The sequence below is a fragment of the Streptomyces sp. NPDC031426 genome, assembly GCF_055581585.1.
Genome location: NZ_JBVIJE010000019.1, coordinates 108,079 through 124,877, shown reverse-complemented (window position 1 = coordinate 124,877; position 16,799 = coordinate 108,079). Strand labels below are relative to the sequence as shown.

Sequence of the window (16,799 nt, the reverse complement as noted above, 5' to 3'; positions counted from 1 at the left end):
GCTTTCCCCACCCGCGGCCCCCCGGCTGGGGTGTCTGAGCGGATCGTGGGCCTGACCCAGCTGGTGATCAGCGAGCTGGTCACCAATCAAGTACGTGCCCGGCCCCGTCCTTGTGCAGCTGTGCTTGGTCGGCGGGGAGGTACGGCCTGGGACGCTGATCCCATGCTGCTGGCCGCCTGGCGAGCAGACCCGCAACGGGTGGGTCGGCACTGTCTGGAGATCGTGAGGCCATCGCACCGGAACTCACCGTCGATCGGGAAGCGGTCGGCAAACGCATCACGGCCCGCATCCTCCTGGATGTCTGAGCCCGTCCCCGGTGCCAGCCGAAGGACACTCTGAACGTGGCTCGGGCGCGGCCACGTCTCGCAGGATCTCCAGTCGGAGAGCGGTCCTGATCTGGACCTCGGCGCCGGGTTGTGGCGGTGGGCGTACGCGGCTTGGGACGCCGTTCAGCGTGGGCGAGCACCGGGCCGGTCTCACCGAGGACTGCTGTACGGGAAGCGGGGACCGCCATTCGAGTGAGCACTCTTCCTGATGTACCTGCGGTAGAAGCAGCCGCACCTGCCATGGAGAAAAACTGTCATGGTGACGGTAGACATTCCGCCGCTGCAGGGTTAGCGTTGTCTCCGTACCCAGAAGTCGAAGTGGGCACAGCAGGCACGAACTGCTGTGCAGGTAGACCAGAAGGACACGGCCCCAGCGGGGCTGTGAGCAGCACCCGCGGTATCCGCGTAATCGAAAGGTAAGGAGCAGAACGCCATCAGGATCGCCCGGGCGAGGAAGCAGTCCGCCCGGGTACCGCAAGGCCCCGGATTGGAAGGTGGTCCCCGGTCACGCATTCGCGATCCCCGCAACCCCGCCCTCCCAGGCGGAACCTGCGGAAAACGAAGGCCGGCGCAGCGCGCCGGTAGATGGTGTTGAAAGCTCGGGGCCCGGGTGCCGTACTGGCACCCGGGCCCCCCGACGCGTCCCTGAAAGAAGAGGTCTATGCCGCCTGCCGGTTCCCGTCCTGTTGGCCCTCTCGACGATGACGACTACCCCGCCTACACCATGGGCCGGGCCGCCGAGATGCTCGGCACCACCCCTGCCTTCCTCCGGGCCCTCGGTGAACACCGCCTGATCACCCCGCTGCGCTCCGACGGCGGCCATCGCCGCTACTCCCGGTACCAGCTGCGCATCGCAGCCCGCGCCCGCGAACTCGTCGACCAGGGCACCGCCATAGAGGCCGCCTGCCGCATTGTCATCCTCGAAGACCAGCTCGAAGAGGCGCAGCGCATCAACGAGCAACTGCGCGTCGAGGGCGGCAAACCTCAGCCGCAGACATCAACCTGATCAGAACGCCCGAACCCGAGGCAACCGTTGCACTGCCGGCTGATGAGGCCGCCGAGGGACCGCACCGCCGTTCCGCAGCTCAGGCGGGCTCACCGCGTCAACCGGACTCCACCGGAAGAGAGAACCGCGAGCGGGCGTGATGCATGTAGTGGGTGACGAGGGCGAACCCGGGGAAGAAGGAGCGGCAACCGATAGGAGGTTGCCATGGGTGGCGGAGATCTGGAACTGGGCAGCTTCTGGCCGCCGCTGAGGCGGCACCGCCCGGGGAGTCCGTTGCGGGCGGGGCCGCGGCCGGAGCGGGGACCGTGCTGCCGGGCTGTGGTTCAGGCGTCGATGATGACGGGGATGATCAGGGGCTTGCGGCGATAGGTGCGGAACGCCCAGTTCGCCACGGCGCGGGCGAGGAGTTGTTCGAGTTGGCGCGCGTCCCCGACGCCTTCCTCGGCTGCGGTGGCCAGGGTCTTCTCGATGACGGGGATGACCGGCTCGAAGGTGGCGTCGTCGTGGACGAAGCCGCGGGCCAGGAAGTCGGGGGCCTCGGCGAGGGCGCCGGTGTCCGCGTCGACGATCGCCACCACCGTGACCACGCCTTCGGCGGCGAGGGTGAGGCGGTCCTTCAGGGACGCTTCGGTGGCGCCGCCGACTTCCATGCCGTCCACGTAGACGTTGCCGGCGGGGACCTTGCCGGTGATGGACGCGCGTCCGTCGACCAGGTCGACGACGACGCCGTCCTCGGCGATGACGACCCGGTCGGGGTCGACACCGGTGCGGATGGCGAGGTCGGCGTTGGCCCGCAGGTGGCGCCATTCGCCGTGCACGGGCATGACGTTGCGGGGCTTGACGATGTTGTAGCAGTAGACGAGTTCGCCGGCGCTGGCGTGCCCGGAGACGTGCACCTTGGCGTTGCCCTTGTGGACCACGTGGGCGCCCCACCGGGTGAGTCCGTTGATCACCCGGTAGATGGCGTTCTCGTTGCCGGGGATGAGGGAGCTGGCGAGCAGGACGGTGTCGTCCTTGCCGATGCGGATCATGTGGTCGCGGTTGGCCATCCGTGACAGCGCGGCCATCGGTTCGCCCTGGGAGCCGGTGCACACCAGCGTGATCTTGTGGTCGGGGAGCTTCTCCAGCTCCTTCGTGCTCACGACCAGACCGGAGGGGACCTTCAGATAGCCCAGGTCACGGGCGATGCCCATGTTGCGGACCATCGACCGGCCGACGAAGGCGACCTTGCGGCCGTGCTGGTGGGCTGCGTCCAGGACCTGCTGGATGCGGTGCACATGGCTGGCGAAGCTGGAGACGATGACCCGGCGCGGCGCGGTGCGCATCACCTGCTCGATCGCCGGGTTCAGCTCCCGCTCGGAGGTGGTGAAGCCGGGTACTTCGGCGTTGGTGGAGTCGGTGAGGAACAGGTCCACGCCCTCCTCGCCGAGGCGGGCGAAGGCGCGCAGATCCGTGATGCGGTCGTCGAGAGGGAACTGGTCCATCTTGAAGTCGCCGGTGTGCAGCACCATCCCGGCCCGGGTGCGGATCGCGACCGCGAGGCTGTCGGGGATGGAGTGGTTGACCGCCACGAACTCGCAGTCGAAGGGCCCGAAACTACGCCGGTCGCCCTCCCGCACCCGCACCGAGCGCGGCCGGATGCCGTGTTCCTTGAGCTTGGCCTCCAGGAACGCCAGCGTCAGCTTGGAGCCGACGACGGGAATGTCGGACCGCTCGCGCAGCAGGTACGGCACGCCGCCGATGTGGTCCTCGTGGCCGTGGGTGAGGACCACGGCCACGATGTCGTCCAGCCGGTCCCGGATCGAGGTGAAGTCCGGCAGGATCACGTCCACGCCGGGCTGGGTCTCCTCGGGGAACAGCACACCGCAGTCGACGATGAGCAGCTTGCCGGCGTGCTCGAAGACGGTCATGTTGCGGCCGATCTCACCCAGGCCGCCCAGGGCGATGACCCGCAGCCCTCCTTGGGGAAGGGGCGGTGCGGCTTTCAGCTCGGGGTGCGGATGACTCATACCCTGACGGTACCCGGTGAGCGGGACAGGGTGATCCACTGCCTGTGTGATCCAACGAGCACTCGATAGGCCCGGCCGCCGCAGCCGGATACAGCGAATTGCTGGAGTGGACCAGGGGGCTGGGCACGGTTCGGCGGGCCCGCAGCGGAGGGGACCGGCTCCTTCGGGGCGGCCCTGTCCCGCTACCTGCTGGCCCAGGGCGTGTGAACGGTCCGGACCGGACCGACCGTCGCCGACGCGGCAAGTCGGACCCGCTCGACACCCAGAACGCGGTCCGGGCGGTGCTGAGCGGGCTGGCGCGTGCCCAGGCCAACTCAGCCGATGGACCGGTGCAGATCGCCCGGATGTACAGACGCGCCAAGGGCTCGGCAGCCAAGGCCCGCACGAAGGCGATCAAGCAGCTCAAGGCTGTCCTCGTCAGTGCCGACCCGAACCTGCGGGAAGAACTGGCCGGGCTGAACAACGCAGAACTTTTCCGTTCCTGCGCACGGCTCGCCGAGGACAGCAAGAACGACAGGACGATGAAGAGGCGGGGCTGCAGGCCACCCGCGCCACCCTGTGTCTGCTGGCCCGGTGAATCGTGCAGCTCACGGACTTGGAAGGCCGACTGGCCCGACGTGCGGAAGGCCACGCCCCGCAGCTGCTCACCGTGATGGGCATCGGCCCGGACACGGCTGTCATTTTGCTGATCACGATGGGGACCCGGAACCCGGTCTGAGGCTGCCCGACCTCACGCTCACCGCGTGCTGGTGGCTCCGTGCCGCGCTGCACCTGCGGCCCGGGGCTCCCTTGACCCTCGAAGACGACCGCGGGCTGGCCTTCCGGCTAATCTGGTTGGCGCACCGAGTACGCGAGGAGCTCCTACCACCTCGCCTGGCCGCGGATGACCGGTTGTGCTGTCGTGATCCGCCCCGATCTGCAGGAAGTCCTGGTCGAACGGGTACCCGCCACCGTCGTCATCCGAGACTTCGTCATGCGCCTCGGGCATGGCGAAGAGGTGAAATGACGCGGAAGCGCTCGGTCGTGTGGTGGAGGAGCATGCTGGTCGGTCCTGGTCCTCTGCCTCACCGCCGCTGACCCCAGTCAGTACTGCAACGCTCGGGGTGTGTACAGCGCTGCATGTGCATGGGGCAGCCGGCACACAGGTCCTGCACGGGTAGCGGGCAGGCCCCGGCCGTGCGGCAGCCGCGATGCTGCCGCACGGCGCACGGGCCCCTGCCGCACGTAGCGTCCGTTGTGGAACGTCGGCCGACCAGGCGTTCGGCTCTGCAGGGGTGTTCTCGGTGTGGTGGAACTCGGTCCCGAAGCCGCGTGCCTGGCAGACGTCCCTGGCATCCAGGCCGTCGTCACCCTTTCGAACAGGGCTCCACGCTCGGTCCGGGGTGTGTCAGGCCTGCTGCGCGGGAGAGTGCAGCACCGGGGCGAGGGCGGGGGCCGGGGCCTTGGGGGTGTGGGCCAGGGACTTGGGGGCGTGGGGGTAGGCGGCTGTTCGGTGCTGGAAGGAGAGAATCTTTGGGTTCAGGACGACGCCGTCGCGGATCTCGATGGCCTTTCTGACCGTGGGGTCGGCCTCCCAGACCGCGGGGCCGCTCATGACCTTGCGCAGGTACGGCAGGAGTGCCTCGCTGATTTCCCACGTGGCCGAGTTCCACAGGTGGGACGGGCTGTGATCCACTGCGTAGTAGTGGCAGCCCGTCCCCACCGTGGGCATCGGCTCGCCGAAGGTGGTGGGACGGGCCCACGCGAAGCCCATGCCTTCGTCGCAGGCGACGTCGATGAAGAAGGTCCCCGGCCGGAACAGGGTGAGTTCCTCTTCGGTGACGAACATGAGCGGCGCGTCGGTGTCCTGCAAGACGCAGTTGACGATGATGTCGAACCCGGCCAGGTACTCCGCCAGCGGCAGGGAACCGGCCGCGGTGAATGCGTGCAGGCGCGACGAATCGCCCTCCTGCTGTGCGAAGTGGCCCATCACGACCGAGGGCATCGGCGAGGCCACCGCTGCCGCTGCGCGCTGGGTGAGCACCGTGACGTCGGAGACCCCCATGGCGCCCAGGCCGGTGACCGCGCCGCGCGCCGTGGCGCCGAAGCTGATGACCACAGCACGCAGACGCCGTCCGTAGCTGCCGGTCAGCCCGCCGAGCTGCAGAGCGTGCAGTACCGAGCAGTAGCCCGCGAGCTCGTTGTTCTTGTGGAACACATGGACGCTGAAGGCGCCCGTGGACGTCCAGTGGTTCATGGCCTCCCAGGCGATGAGTGTCAGCCGTCGGTCGATGGCGAGCTGGGTCAGCTCCTCGTCCTGCACACAGTGCGGCCATCCCCACAGCACCTGGCCCTCACGCAGCGCGGCGATGTCGTCGTGCATGGGTTTGGGCAGCAGCAACACGTCGCACTCGGCGAGGAGTTGCTCGCGGGAGCGCAAGCCCGCCACGAGCGGTCGGAGCGTGTCGTCAGCGACACCGAACCGTTCGCCGTAGCCCTGTTCCAGGAATATCCTCCCGCGTACGTCCGGCGCGATCCGGTCGAGGTGAGCAGGGTGCAACGGCAGGCGGAACTCGTTCTCCTTGCGGGAGGAGGCGAGGACTCCGAGACTCATCAGGCTCATACGCTTCCTCATCATTTCGTTTCGCTGCGCTCTCGGCGTGCATGGTCTGGCTGCCGGATGTCCGGGTCAGAAGCCGTCGGCCCGGTGCCTGCGGACGCGCTCGTCCAGCGGGAGGGGCGTTTCGTCCAGACCGTCGGCCGACCCGCTCGCCATGCGTGCACACGTCCCGTGGCAGGCGAGGAGCTGCCCGTCGTCGCGGCGGGAAACCACCACCGCCTCCGGGTCGGGTGCGTCGCGGTAGTCGGTGCCGCAGATGAGGCAGGCCAGTCCGGAGAGCATCTCCGCGGTCGGTTCGGGGCGGTCCCGGCGGCGGCCGTGGATCGAGTCCTGTGAATACATGTGTCCCGCATCCTCTAGATCGGTTCGAAGTCGTGCTGATCGGTCCAGCCGTGCTGCGGCCCAAGGTCGTGCGCGAGATGTCCTGGTGCCCCGGGCAGCCCGAAGCCGGGAAATCCGCTACCGCGCTGCGCGGGACCGGATACGGAAGACGGCGTGACGGTGCGGGCCAAGAGGCATCTCGCGGCTCATTTCCGGCCGGATCCGGTGTACGCCGGCCTTTGCCGTTGTCCGAGGGCGACGCCGAAACTGATGACGGCGTGCGAGGTGCCCTCGGTGGCGCAACCGTACTCCCTCTCCGGAGTCGGCACGTGCCGGATGCCGGATGCCGGATGCCGGATGCCGGAGCCGACCCGCCCGGGCGTCACCGAACTCTTCCCGGCTCGTGCGGGAACCTTCCCGGCGCTCCGGACGTTGGGGCAGTGGTTGTAGTTGAAGTTTGCGAACGTGGAAACGCCCGCGGAGTTCTTGGCAGCGGGCGTTTCGTCGTTTCGGGGTTTTCTTCGACGGTTGGCGACCAACAGCCCGGGATCGCGTGATCGCGCACATTCCGCCCCAGCCGCCATCTCGAAGGAGACGTCACATGGCTCAAGGAACAGTGAAGTGGTTCAACGCGGAGAAGGGTTTCGGTTTCATCGCCCCTGATGAGGCCGGTGCCGACGTCTTCGTCCACCACTCGGCGATCGACACCGACGGCTTCCGCTCCCTGAAGGAGAACCAGCGGGTGGAGTTCACCGCCAGCCAGGGCCCCAAGGGTATGCAGGCCGACCAGGTCCACGTGCTCTGAAGGCACCCTTCCCGAGGCAGGCCCGCACCGTGGGCCTGCCTCGGGCGGCTTCCGCAGGACTTCCGACGCCTGCGGCATCCTGCACCCCCGCCCCTCGCGCCTTGGGCAGCGCCGTACCTCCCGAAGGAAACACTGTGACCACTGACGTCAGCCACCGGAGCCCCGATCCTGCGGGCCACGCCGAGATGACCAAGCCTCCGCCCGGAACCCGGGGCAGCGACTACGCCGCGCTGTGCCGCGAGGTGAGGCAGAGCGGGCTGCTGACGCGCCGCCCGGGCTACTACTGCGTGAAGATCGGCGCGAACCTGCTTCTGCTGGCCGGCGGCTGGACCGCGTTCGCGGTGATCGGACAGTCGTGGTGGCAGCTGCTGACCGCCGCCTTCCTGGCGGTGATGTTCACCCAGACCGGGTTCATCGGGCACGATGCTGGACACCATCAGATCGCCGCCTCCAAGCGCGTCAACAACCTGCTCGGCCGCGTGCACGCCGACCTGCTGATCGGCCTCAGCTACGGCTGGTGGATCACCAAGCACAACCGGCATCACTCCCACCCCAACCACGTCGACCGCGACCCCGACATCGCCGACGGTGCGATCGCCTTCACCCAGGACCACGCGCGCGTCCGCAGCGGGGCGTACGCCTGGCTGGCCCGTCACCAGGCCTGGCTGTTCTTCCCGATGCTGCTTCTGGAAGGACTCGCCCTGCACGTCGCCGGTGTACGGGCGCTGCTCGACCGCACCGCCACCACAAACTCGCGGACAACCAAGCTGGCCGACGTGGGACTGCTGGCAGCGCACCTGGGCGGCTACCTCGCCGCTCTGTTCCTGGTCCTGTCCCCTGTCCAGGCCGTGTGCTTCCTTCTCGTGCACCAAGGGCTGTTCGGGCTGTACATGGGATGCTCGTTCGCCCCCAACCACAAGGGCATGGCCCTGTTCGCCAAGGACGACAAGATCGACTTCCTGCGTCGGCAGGTATTGACCTCACGCAACATCCGCGGCCACCGGTTCACCGACTTCGTGCTCGGCGGGCTGAACTACCAGATCGAACACCACCTGTTCCCCTCCATACCGCGACCCAGCCTGCGGCATGCCCAGGAACTCGTGCGCAGGTATTGCGCCCAGCACGGCATCGCCTACCACGAGACCGGGCTCTTCAACTCCTACGCCCAGGTACTGCGGTACCTCCACAGGGTCGGCGGCCCGCTGCGCCCCGAGCTGGAGTACTGATCACTTCGCCGTCCGTGACCGACCGGGACCACGGCGGTCAGGCTGAGCGGAGGCGGCACCTTGCTGGCAGGCGAGCAGCTCGGCCGTGCCGTGGCGCGAATCTGGTGGCCACTGGCCGCAGCCGTACCCCGGCTGAGGATCCCGCTGGCCGCAGCCGCCCTTCTGCCCCCGCTGCTGGAACACCGACGCAGCCGCCCCGTCTTCCGGTCCTGTCCTGGACGGTCACGCGCCTCGCCGATGACCTGGCCTACAGCCTCGGTCTCTGGAAGGGCTGCGCCCGGGAGCGCACCACCGAGCCGCTTCGCCCGAGACTGTGGTGGCTCTCCGCCGACGGCGTCACGCCTCCGTCCGGCCGTCCCCGTGGGTGAGACCACGGACCGAACGTCCGCCGATGTGATCGTGGTCGGAGCAGGGGCTTCCGGCGCCGCGTTGGCGGCGCGCTTGAGCGAGGACGCAGGCCGTACCGTGCTCCTCCTCGAAGCAGGGCCATTTCCGCGCCGTCGCCGCGACTTCGCGCCCGAGCTGCTCGACGCGCGGCTGATTCCCGGAGCCCAGCCGAACCACCCGGCCGTCCAGCGGTACGCCGCGCACCTCACGCCCGAACGGCCCTGCACGGTGGTCCGCTAGTGCGCGTCCGTCGCGTAGGGTCCTTACGACTTCATTGCGGACGTGCCGTCAGGTAAGTCAGCGACTGGTCAGCTTCAGCCCTTGGGTTGGTCGGCGCCCCGTTGGAAAACCGTGTCGATGTAGAGTGACAAACGCCCTTGACGTGCAAAAGCAGGCAGGGAGCCAACCCTCTGGAGACCCAAGCGCTGCGCACCATGTTCAAGTCCAAGATCTAGCGTTTGGGTGTTTCCGCAGGTCAGGGTTCTGATCGCCGCCTACGGGTCAGCAAAAGGTCAGCACCGGGTCGGACGGTGTCCGGCTCGCTGACCTGCACCAGTGGCAGGGACCTGCTGCCCCGCCCGGCGCCCTGTTACGAAGGTCGTGTTCGAGTAGCGAAAGCGCCGCTCACGCTGCGGCAGCAGCGGCTCGAGGCTGTCCCACGGCTCATGACACATCCACGGCGACGACGCATCGAACCGGACGCTCAACTCCCGCCTCAGACACGGCGATCAGCGTTCATCCGCCTCATTGCGCCAGCCGTTGTCACCGACCTGCTGTGGTCTCTCGTGCTCCCAGCAGGTGGACGGCTCGAGTGTCGAGGACCTGGGTCGCGGGTCAGAACGGTCCGCTGAGGCTGCCGAGTCGGTCGGTCAGGCGCAGGTTCTCGGTGTAGTCGACGGGGCAGGCGATCACGGAGACGCCTTCGTCGTCGAGGGCGCGGCGCAGTGCGGGCAGCAGCTGGTCGGCGGACTCGACCTGGTAGCCGTGTGCGCCGAAGCTTTCGGCGTAGGCGACCAGGTCCGGGTTGGTGAAGCGGGTGTGGCTGTGGCGGCCGAGTTCGAGTTCCATCTTCCAGGTGATGAGCCCGTATTCCTCGTCCACCAGGACGAGGACGATCAGGGGGATGTGTTCGCGGACGGCGGTCTCGAGTTCCTGGGAGTTCATCAGGAAGGAGCCGTCGCCCATCATGGCCAGGACGCGCCGGTCGGGTCGGGCCAGTTTGGCGGCGATGGCGCCCGGCAGTGCGAAGCCCATGGTGGACAAGCCGTTGGAGACCAGGCAGGTGTCCGGTTCGTAGGTGGGGTAGAGGCGGGACATCCACATCTTCCCGGCGCCGGTGTCGGCGAGCACGATGTCGTGGCGGTCCAGCGCGGTCCGGACATCGCTCACCACACGCTGGGGCACCAGCGGGAACGCGTCGTTGTCACGACCGTACGCGAGTTCGTCGTCGAGCAGCGTACGGATCTTCACGCTGCTTTCCGCGCCGTAGGTGAACCCTTCGGGCAGTGCCGAAGCGAGTGCGTCCAGCGCCTGCGACAGGTCGCCCTCGATGCCCACTGCGACCGGGTAATGTGCGTCCACCTCGGAGGGGAAGCGGTGTACGTGCACGATGCGCTTGTCGCCGTTGGGGTTGATCTTGGTGGGGTCGAATTCCTGGATCTCGTAGCCGACGCAGATCACCACGTCGGCGGTGTCGAAGCCGAAGTTGCTGTAGTCGTGGCGCATGAAGCCGACCGCGCCGAGGGCGTTCGGATGATCGTCGGGGAAGACGCCTTTGCCGTGGAAGGTAGTCGCGACCGGGATGTTCAGTCGTTCGGCGAACCGCACGAGAGCGTCCGAGGCCCGAGCTCTCGCGGCGCCATGGCCTGCCAGCACGACGGGACGCCGTGCCGTGGTGAGCACCTCGACCGCCCGCGCGATCTGCGTGAGTGACGGCGCGGCGGCGTGCACTGTGTCGATCTGCAGGGGCGCCACATGCTCAGCGGGCCGCTCCGCTTCGATGTCCTCGGGCACGGCCAGGAACACGGCACCGGGGCGCTCGCTCTGCGCGATCTTGAAAGCCTTGCGTGTCATCTCCGGCACCGCGTCAGGGCACTCCACGCGGGCTGCCCACTGAGTGACGGGGGCGAACATCGATACCAGATCGATGACTTGATGCGACTCCTTGTGGGTGCGGCGCAGCGAGCCCTGGGCGGCAAGGGCCACCATCGGTGCGCTGTTGGTCATGGCATCGGCGGTGCCGAGCAGCAGGTTGATCGCGCCGGGGCCCAGAGTGGCCGAACACACCCCGGCCCGACCGGTCAGCCGTCCGTAGATCTCGGCCATGAACGAGGCGGCCTGCTCGTGGCGCACCAGGATGTACCGGATCCCGGAGCCACTCAGGGCGTCGACGAAGCGGATGTTCTCCTCGCCGGGGATCCCGAAGACGTACTCGACGCCTTCGGCTCGCAGACAGCGCACCAGCAGGTGTGCGACGTCGTCCGCTGCTGCCGTGGTCCGCGCCTTGGTCGCGCCTTCGGTGCTCATGAGGCGAACGTAGGTACACCTGGCTGCCCGGGCCACTCGTCCGCCGCCGACGGGGCGTGGACCACTGTGGCTATTTGGAGGCGTTGTGGTGGCGGCTGCCGCGGTCGGACCGCACGCTGGCGAGGTGAGAACGAACCGCCGTGCACAGAGCGGCGGTGGAACTCCGGGAGGACCGTGTGACCCCTTCGTCGCCCGACACCGACGCACCGCCGGCCCGGTACGACGACCTGCGTGCGCTGGTGATCAACTGCACCCTCAAACGCTCACCGGAGACGAGCAACACCCAGGGACTGATCGACCGCAGCACCGCCATCATGGACGCGCAGGGCGTGCGCGTCGATGTCGTGCGGGCAGTGGACCACGACATCGCCACCGGGGTGTGGCCCGACATGCGGGAGCACGGCTGGAAGACGGACGCCTGGCCGGATATCTACCAGCAGGTCCTGGCGGCCGACATCCTCGTCCTGGCCGGACCCATCTGGCTCGGCGACAACAGCTCGGTGACGAAGCAGGTGATCGAACGCCTATACGCCTGCTCCAGCCTGCTCAACGAAGCAGGCCAGTACACCTACTACGGCCGCGTCGGCGGCTGCCTGATCACCGGCAACGAGGACGGCGTCAAGCACTGCGCCATGAACGTCCTCTACAGCCTCCAGCACCTGGGCTACACCATCCCGCCCCAGGCGGACGCCGGATGGATCGGCGAAGCGGGCCCGGGCCCCTCGTACCTCGATCCGGGCTCGGGCGGACCGGAGAACGACTTCACCAACCGCAACACCACCTTCATGACCTGGAACCTGCTCCACCTGGCCCGTGCGCTGAAGGACCTCGGCGGCATCCCCGCCTACGGCAACCAGCGCACCGCCTGGGACGCCGGCTGCCGCCGCGACTACGAGAACCCCGAGCACCGGTAACGTGATGCCGAGGGAAACTGGCGGGCGGCCGTCGGGGACGGCTGCGGCGGCGTGGGCGACCGTTCATAGCCGAGGGCTGTGCACCGCCTCGGGCTGCTGCCCCTGGCCCCGGGCCGTTCCGGGCGGTGAGGGGGATCCTCGTAGCCTGCTGCACCGCAGATCGACACCCTCGCCCGCACGCTCGACTTGGCGCTGAAAGGAGTACCCGCAGATCAGGAGAGCCTCGACAAGACCGCCGACCTGCTGATCAAGACCCTCCTGCCAGACACGGCCACACATGACGATGACGTGACGCTGCTCCTGATCGGGCTGCCCATGCCGGAGGGACATGACTATCGTGCCTGATCGCTGTGATGGCGGTCCTCGTCGACCTCGGCGTGACGGAGTGCCCGTGCTGACACCGGCGCGGGCGGCACCGGCCGCCGACGGCGACCGGAATCTGTACATTTGTGCAGTAGGGATCGCGACTGTCAGTCGTGCGGTTGTAGGCCCGTGCATGAACCTCGCAGGCGAGGCAGTATGTCCGACTTGAGTGCGCCGATCGTGGCCACGTTCCTCGTGTACGTGGCCGTCATGATCGGAACAGGTGTCTGGGCCTACCGCCGTACGCACACCTTCGCCGACTTCGCCCTGGGCGGCCGCAGGCTCCCCGCGTTCGTCGCCGCCCTGTCCGCAGGGGCCAGCGACATGTCCGGCTGGCTGTTCCTCGCCTTCCCCGGAGCGGTGTACGCGGCCGGTGTCGGCGCCAGCTGGATCGCGGTCGGCCTGGTGCTCGGTACGTACCTCAACTGGTTGTTCGTCGCGCCGAGGCTGCGCACCTACACCGAGCGCGCAGGGAACGCGGTGAGCCTTTCGGCCTACCTGGAGGAGCGGTTCGAGGACCGCACACGGATGCTCCGGATGGTCTCGGCGGCGGTGACCCTTGTGTTCTTCACTGTGTACGTGGCCAGTGGACTGGTGGCCGGCGGGCTGCTATTCGGGCACATCTTCGGCGCCGGCTTCCGGCTCGGGGTGGCCCTGACCGCCCTTGTGATCGTCGTCTACTCATGCCTGGGCGGCTTCCTGGCCGTGAGCCTGACCCACGTCATGCAGGCCACGCTGATGTTCCTCGCCCTGCTCGTCCTCCCCGTCGTAGGTATCGCGACGCTCGGCGGCTTCGGTGCGCTTCGTGACTCCCTCGACAGCAAGACGCCCAGCCTGCTGGACATGGGTGCCAAAGTCGGCTTCACGGACGGCCGGTGGTCGGGAGGCGGCGGGTCGCTCGGCGCCGTCTCGATCATCTCGTTGCTCTCGTGGGGCCTCGGCTACTTCGGGCAGCCGCACATCCTGGCCCGCTTCATGGGCATCCGCAGCACCAGCGCCGTACCCGCGGCCCGTCGTATCGAGACCGGGTGGGTGGTCGTGGTGCTGGCCGGTGCCACAGTGGTCGGCCTGCTGGGCATCGCGCAGTTCGGCACACCGCTCCATGACCCGCAGACGGTGTACATCGCTCTGAGCCGGACCCTGTTCAGTCCGTGGGGCGCCGGTGTGATGCTGATCGCGGTGCTCGCCGCGATCATCTCGACCGCGGACAGCCAGCTCCTCGTGTCGTCCGTCGCACTCACGGAGGACTTCTACCACGCGTTCCTCAAGCGGCGCGTCTCGGACGAGGCACTGGTGTGGGTGGGTCGCTCCGCCGTCGTCGCCGTGACCCTCGTGGCCTCCGTGATCGCGCTGAGAGGCGGCGAGCTGCTGGGGATCGTGGGCTACGCCTGGGCGGGCTTCGGGGCCGCTTTCGGCCCGGTGGTCCTGCTCTCGCTGTACTGGCCGCGCATGACCTGGGCGGGGGCCATGGCCGGGATCGTGTCCGGCGCAGTCACGGTGCTCCTGTGGCGTGTGGTCAAGCCGCTGCACGGCCCCTTCTGGTCGGGCGTCTACGAGATCATTCCGGGCGTCATGGTCGCCACGGTCGCGGCCCTGATCTTCGGCAGGTTCGTCGGCCGGCCTCCGAAACGGGCCTTCTGGCGGATGCCAGGCGGCGGGGTGAGCCAGCTGATGCTCACCCCCTTCCTCAGCCACGCGCCGGTCGGCATCGCCGTTCTCGACACGGATCTGCGGTACGTCTGGGTGAACGAGCCGCTGGACCGCCAGATCTCGCTGAAGCGGCGGCTGGGGCGGCGGATGGCGGAGGTGTTGCCGCAGGCCGAGGCCGACGCCTTCGAGGAGAAGATGCGCGAGGTTCTTCGGACCGGTGCGCCGGTGATGGACTTCGAGTACCGCGGCGCCGGCTACACGGTGCACGACCGAGGCCGCGCGATCTCTGCCTCCTTCTTCGCGATGAAGGACCGTCACGACCGGAATGTCGGTGTCTGGTACATGATCATTGATGTCACTGAGCGGTGGCGGGCGCAGGAGCGCCTGGCCCTGCTCAACGACGCCGCTGCGCGCATCGGGAGCACCCTGGACGTGACGCGGACTGCGCAGGAACTGGCCGACGACGCGGTGCCGGCCGTCGCGGACTTCGTCGCCGTCGACCTGCTGGACTCGGTCACGAGGGGCGAGGAGCCGGCTCCCGGGCCGGTCGGTATGTCACCCGTCATCCGCCGTGCGGCCCAGCGGTCGGTCCGTGAGGGATGCCCCGAGGCGTCCCTTGCCGTGGGGGAAACAGTCCGACGTGCGCCCGCGTCGCCCGTGACCCGCTGTCTGCTGGAGAGCAGGACCCTGGTCGAACGGGTCCTTGACCGCACCAACAGTCCGTGGGTGACCGTGGACGAGACGCTGGGCGCCTCGTTCCTGGACTACGACTTCCGCTCGGTGATGGTGGTCCCCGTGCGGGCGCGCGGCGTCACCCTGGGGGTGGCGACGTTCGCCCGGTCCCGGCGGCTGGGCCCCTTCGAGGACGACGACGTCCGCCTCGCCGAGGAACTCGTCTCCCGTGCGGCGGTGTGCATCGACAACGCACGCCGTTTCACCCGTGAGCGCACGGCGGCCCGTTCCATGCAGCGCTACCTGTTGCCGCAGGACCTGACGGGAGGGTCCGCCCTCGCGGTGGCCTCGTGGTACCTGCCGGCGGATGCCCCCAGCGGTGTGGGCGGCGACTGGTTCGACGTGATCCCGCTCTCCGGAGCACGGGTCGCCCTGGTCGTCGGGGACGTGGCAGGGCACGGCATCAACGCGGCGGCGACCATGGGGCGCCTGCGCGTCGCGGTACGCACGCTCGCCAACCTCGACCTGTCTCCGGACGAACTGCTGGCCCGTCTGGACGACCTGGTCATCGGACTCATGGGGGCGCACGACATCGATGCTCCCCTGGCGGCCGAGGGCGAGGCGACGGGCACCGCGTTCCTGGGCGCCACCTGCCTGTACGCCGTCTACGACCCGGTCAGCAGGCTGTGCACCATGGCCCGGGCCGGTCACCTCCCCCCGATGATCGTCGCTCCCGACGGCGCCGCCGACATTCTGGACCTGCCCGCCGGACCGCCACTCGGCCTCGGCTACCTCCCGTTCGAGTCCATCGAGACCGAGCTGGAAGACGGCAGCCTCATCGCCCTCTACACCGACGGCCTCATCGAGTCCGTCGACCGGGACATCGACGTCGGGCTCTCCCGGCTGGGCGATGCCCTCACGGCGCCCCTGCCGACCCTGGCGGAGACCGGCCAACGAGTCATCGACAGCCTGCTGACGGGTCCGCCTGCCGACGACGCGGCCCTGCTCCTCGCCCGCACCCGTGTCCTGGCTCCGGACCGCGTCGCCTCCTGGGACCTGCCAATCGATCCGGCTGCCGTCGCGCACGCCCGCGACCTCGCGGCTCAGAAGCTGACTGAGTGGGGCATCCCCGAGCTGACGTTCACCACGGAACTCATCGTCAGTGAGCTGGTGACCAACGCGATCCGCCATGCGGCCGGACCGGTCTGCCTGCGCCTTATCCGGGACCGCGGCCTGATCTGCGAAGTTTCCGACGCCAGCAGCACCGCGCCACGGCTGCGTCACGCGCGGACCACCGACGAGGGGGGACGGGGGCTGCTGATCGTTGCCCAGATGGCCCGCCGGTGGGGCACCCGGTACACGAAGACCGGCAAGATCATCTGGACGGAGCAGGTCATTGCGGCCGACGCGATCGGCTAGCCCGGCGGGCGGATCCGCCATCGCCGCACAACGTGGAACTGATGGCTCCCGCAGACGGGGCAGCGGGGCGCTGACTGTCGCTGACGACGAGCTTCACACGTCTCCCCATGGACTGGCGCGCCGTCAGGAAAGTCAGCAACAGGTCAGTGTGAGTCCTCAAACACCCGGCGACAGCTGACCCCACACGCGAAAGCCAGTAGCGCCAGCAGCAGACGGTCTGCCTCTCTCTTGTAGGCGCCGCGGTACGTATGGGGAACGGCTTGGAGGAGGTGGCCTCGTACCAGGTCGTACGATTCCGCGATGGCTGGATCGGCGACAACCGGGGCTTCCTCGTGTTCCCAGGACCGGGTGCGCCGCCGGGGTGGGCCACCACACTGAGCACCGTGCTGGCGAAGGTGCGCAGTCGGCGATCGAGTTCGAAGCCGAAGCAACTGCAGATCGCCGAGGTCCAGTCGCTCGGACCGCGCCGCGGAGCTGCCCACTGTCACTGTGCGGCCCGCCGACGCCGCGGTCTGGACGCGGCCGGGAGACTATTTCCCGTTCCAGCAGGCGCAGCGCTCTCCGTCGTCGGCGCCG

General features: G+C 68.6%; 11 protein-coding genes and 3 pseudogenes. 8 read left to right on the top strand and 6 right to left on the bottom strand.

Features of this window, described 5'->3' with window-relative positions; genetic code table 11:
* Positions 1–987 precede the first annotated feature (987 nt).
* Positions 988–1,332: a MerR family transcriptional regulator gene (locus tag ACZ5NH_RS31805; RefSeq protein ID WP_468780110.1), complete on the top strand. Its 345-nt coding sequence runs from the start codon at positions 988–990 to the stop codon at positions 1,330–1,332.
* Between the two features lie 323 nt (positions 1,333–1,655).
* Here ACZ5NH_RS31805 and ACZ5NH_RS31800 read toward each other — a convergent pair whose 3' ends face one another.
* The gene (locus ACZ5NH_RS31800) at positions 1,656–3,341 is read right to left on the bottom strand and encodes a ribonuclease J (RefSeq protein ID WP_468780108.1); all 1,686 of its coding nucleotides are present in this window, start codon (positions 3,339–3,341) and stop codon (positions 1,656–1,658) included.
* Positions 3,342–3,544: 203 nt separating this feature from the next.
* On the opposite strand from ACZ5NH_RS31800, the gene ACZ5NH_RS31795 reads away from it, so the two are divergent.
* Complete coding sequence (locus ACZ5NH_RS31795; protein ID WP_468780106.1) at positions 3,545–3,994, top strand: hypothetical protein; 450 nt, start codon at positions 3,545–3,547, stop codon at positions 3,992–3,994.
* A 734-nt stretch (positions 3,995–4,728) separates the two neighbouring features.
* On the opposite strand, the gene ACZ5NH_RS31790 is transcribed toward ACZ5NH_RS31795, so the two are convergent.
* Together ACZ5NH_RS31790 and ACZ5NH_RS31785 are read right to left on the bottom strand one after the other, a co-directional pair.
* Positions 4,729–5,943 (bottom strand): N(5)-(carboxyethyl)ornithine synthase, encoded by a 1,215-nt coding sequence (locus ACZ5NH_RS31790; RefSeq protein WP_468780104.1) that lies wholly within the window; start codon positions 5,941–5,943, stop codon positions 4,729–4,731.
* 66 nt (positions 5,944–6,009) lie between these two features.
* Positions 6,010–6,282 carry a hypothetical protein gene (locus ACZ5NH_RS31785; protein WP_468780102.1) on the bottom strand — a complete coding sequence of 91 codons (273 nt, stop codon included), beginning with the start codon at positions 6,280–6,282 and terminating at the stop codon, positions 6,010–6,012.
* Between the two features lie 580 nt (positions 6,283–6,862).
* Here ACZ5NH_RS31785 and ACZ5NH_RS31780 point away from each other — a divergent pair.
* The 3 genes and pseudogenes from ACZ5NH_RS31780 to ACZ5NH_RS31770 all read left to right on the top strand — a co-directional run.
* Positions 6,863–7,066, top strand: coding sequence for a cold-shock protein (locus ACZ5NH_RS31780; RefSeq protein WP_365322477.1), 204 nt, complete (start codon positions 6,863–6,865; stop codon positions 7,064–7,066).
* A gap of 185 nt (positions 7,067–7,251) precedes the next feature.
* Positions 7,252–8,292, top strand: a complete 1,041-nt coding sequence (locus ACZ5NH_RS31775) for a fatty acid desaturase family protein (protein ID WP_468780152.1) — start codon at positions 7,252–7,254, stop codon at positions 8,290–8,292.
* A 360-nt stretch (positions 8,293–8,652) separates the two neighbouring features.
* A pseudogene (locus ACZ5NH_RS31770) lies at positions 8,653–8,916 on the top strand (FAD-dependent oxidoreductase); the annotation flags it as partial.
* Between the two features lie 371 nt (positions 8,917–9,287).
* On the opposite strand, the pseudogene ACZ5NH_RS31765 reads toward ACZ5NH_RS31770, so the two are convergent.
* Positions 9,288–9,398: pseudogene (locus ACZ5NH_RS31765) on the bottom strand (IS5/IS1182 family transposase); the annotation flags it as partial.
* 115 nt (positions 9,399–9,513) lie between these two features.
* A complete protein-coding gene (locus tag ACZ5NH_RS31760; RefSeq protein ID WP_468780100.1) occupies positions 9,514–11,205 on the bottom strand; it encodes an acetolactate synthase large subunit in 1,692 nt (563 codons plus the stop codon).
* A gap of 176 nt (positions 11,206–11,381) precedes the next feature.
* On the opposite strand from ACZ5NH_RS31760, the gene ACZ5NH_RS31755 reads away from it, so the two are divergent.
* From ACZ5NH_RS31755 to putP, 3 genes are all read left to right on the top strand, one after another.
* Positions 11,382–12,119, top strand: a complete 738-nt coding sequence (locus tag ACZ5NH_RS31755) for a flavodoxin family protein (RefSeq protein WP_451552219.1) — start codon at positions 11,382–11,384, stop codon at positions 12,117–12,119.
* Positions 12,120–12,305: 186 nt separating this feature from the next.
* Positions 12,306–12,464 (top strand): hypothetical protein, encoded by a 159-nt coding sequence (locus ACZ5NH_RS31750; RefSeq protein ID WP_468780098.1) that lies wholly within the window; start codon positions 12,306–12,308, stop codon positions 12,462–12,464.
* Positions 12,465–12,638: 174 nt separating this feature from the next.
* Positions 12,639–16,223: a sodium/proline symporter PutP gene (gene putP / locus ACZ5NH_RS31745; RefSeq protein WP_468780097.1), complete on the top strand. Its 3,585-nt coding sequence runs from the start codon at positions 12,639–12,641 to the stop codon at positions 16,221–16,223.
* 349 nt (positions 16,224–16,572) lie between these two features.
* Here the strand turns inward: putP and ACZ5NH_RS31740 are convergent.
* A pseudogene (locus ACZ5NH_RS31740) lies at positions 16,573–16,735 on the bottom strand (SDR family NAD(P)-dependent oxidoreductase); the annotation flags it as partial.
* Positions 16,736–16,799 lie beyond the last annotated feature (64 nt).

What these genes read in the sequence shown, in the direction of transcription:
- ACZ5NH_RS31805 (WP_468780110.1), top strand. Translation starts at nt 988, where the DNA reads ATGCCGCCTGCCGGTTCCCGTCCTGTTGGCCCTCTCGACGATGACGAC.
- ACZ5NH_RS31800 (WP_468780108.1), bottom strand. Translation starts at nt 3,341, where the DNA reads ATGAGTCATCCGCACCCCGAGCTGAAAGCCGCACCGCCCCTTCCCCAA.
- ACZ5NH_RS31790 (WP_468780104.1), bottom strand. Translation starts at nt 5,943, where the DNA reads ATGAGCCTGATGAGTCTCGGAGTCCTCGCCTCCTCCCGCAAGGAGAAC.
- ACZ5NH_RS31785 (WP_468780102.1), bottom strand. Translation starts at nt 6,282, where the DNA reads ATGTATTCACAGGACTCGATCCACGGCCGCCGCCGGGACCGCCCCGAA.
- ACZ5NH_RS31780 (WP_365322477.1), top strand. Translation starts at nt 6,863, where the DNA reads ATGGCTCAAGGAACAGTGAAGTGGTTCAACGCGGAGAAGGGTTTCGGT.
- ACZ5NH_RS31775 (WP_468780152.1), top strand. Translation starts at nt 7,252, where the DNA reads ATGACCAAGCCTCCGCCCGGAACCCGGGGCAGCGACTACGCCGCGCTG.
- ACZ5NH_RS31760 (WP_468780100.1), bottom strand. Translation starts at nt 11,205, where the DNA reads ATGAGCACCGAAGGCGCGACCAAGGCGCGGACCACGGCAGCAGCGGAC.
- putP (WP_468780097.1), top strand. Translation starts at nt 12,639, where the DNA reads ATGTCCGACTTGAGTGCGCCGATCGTGGCCACGTTCCTCGTGTACGTG.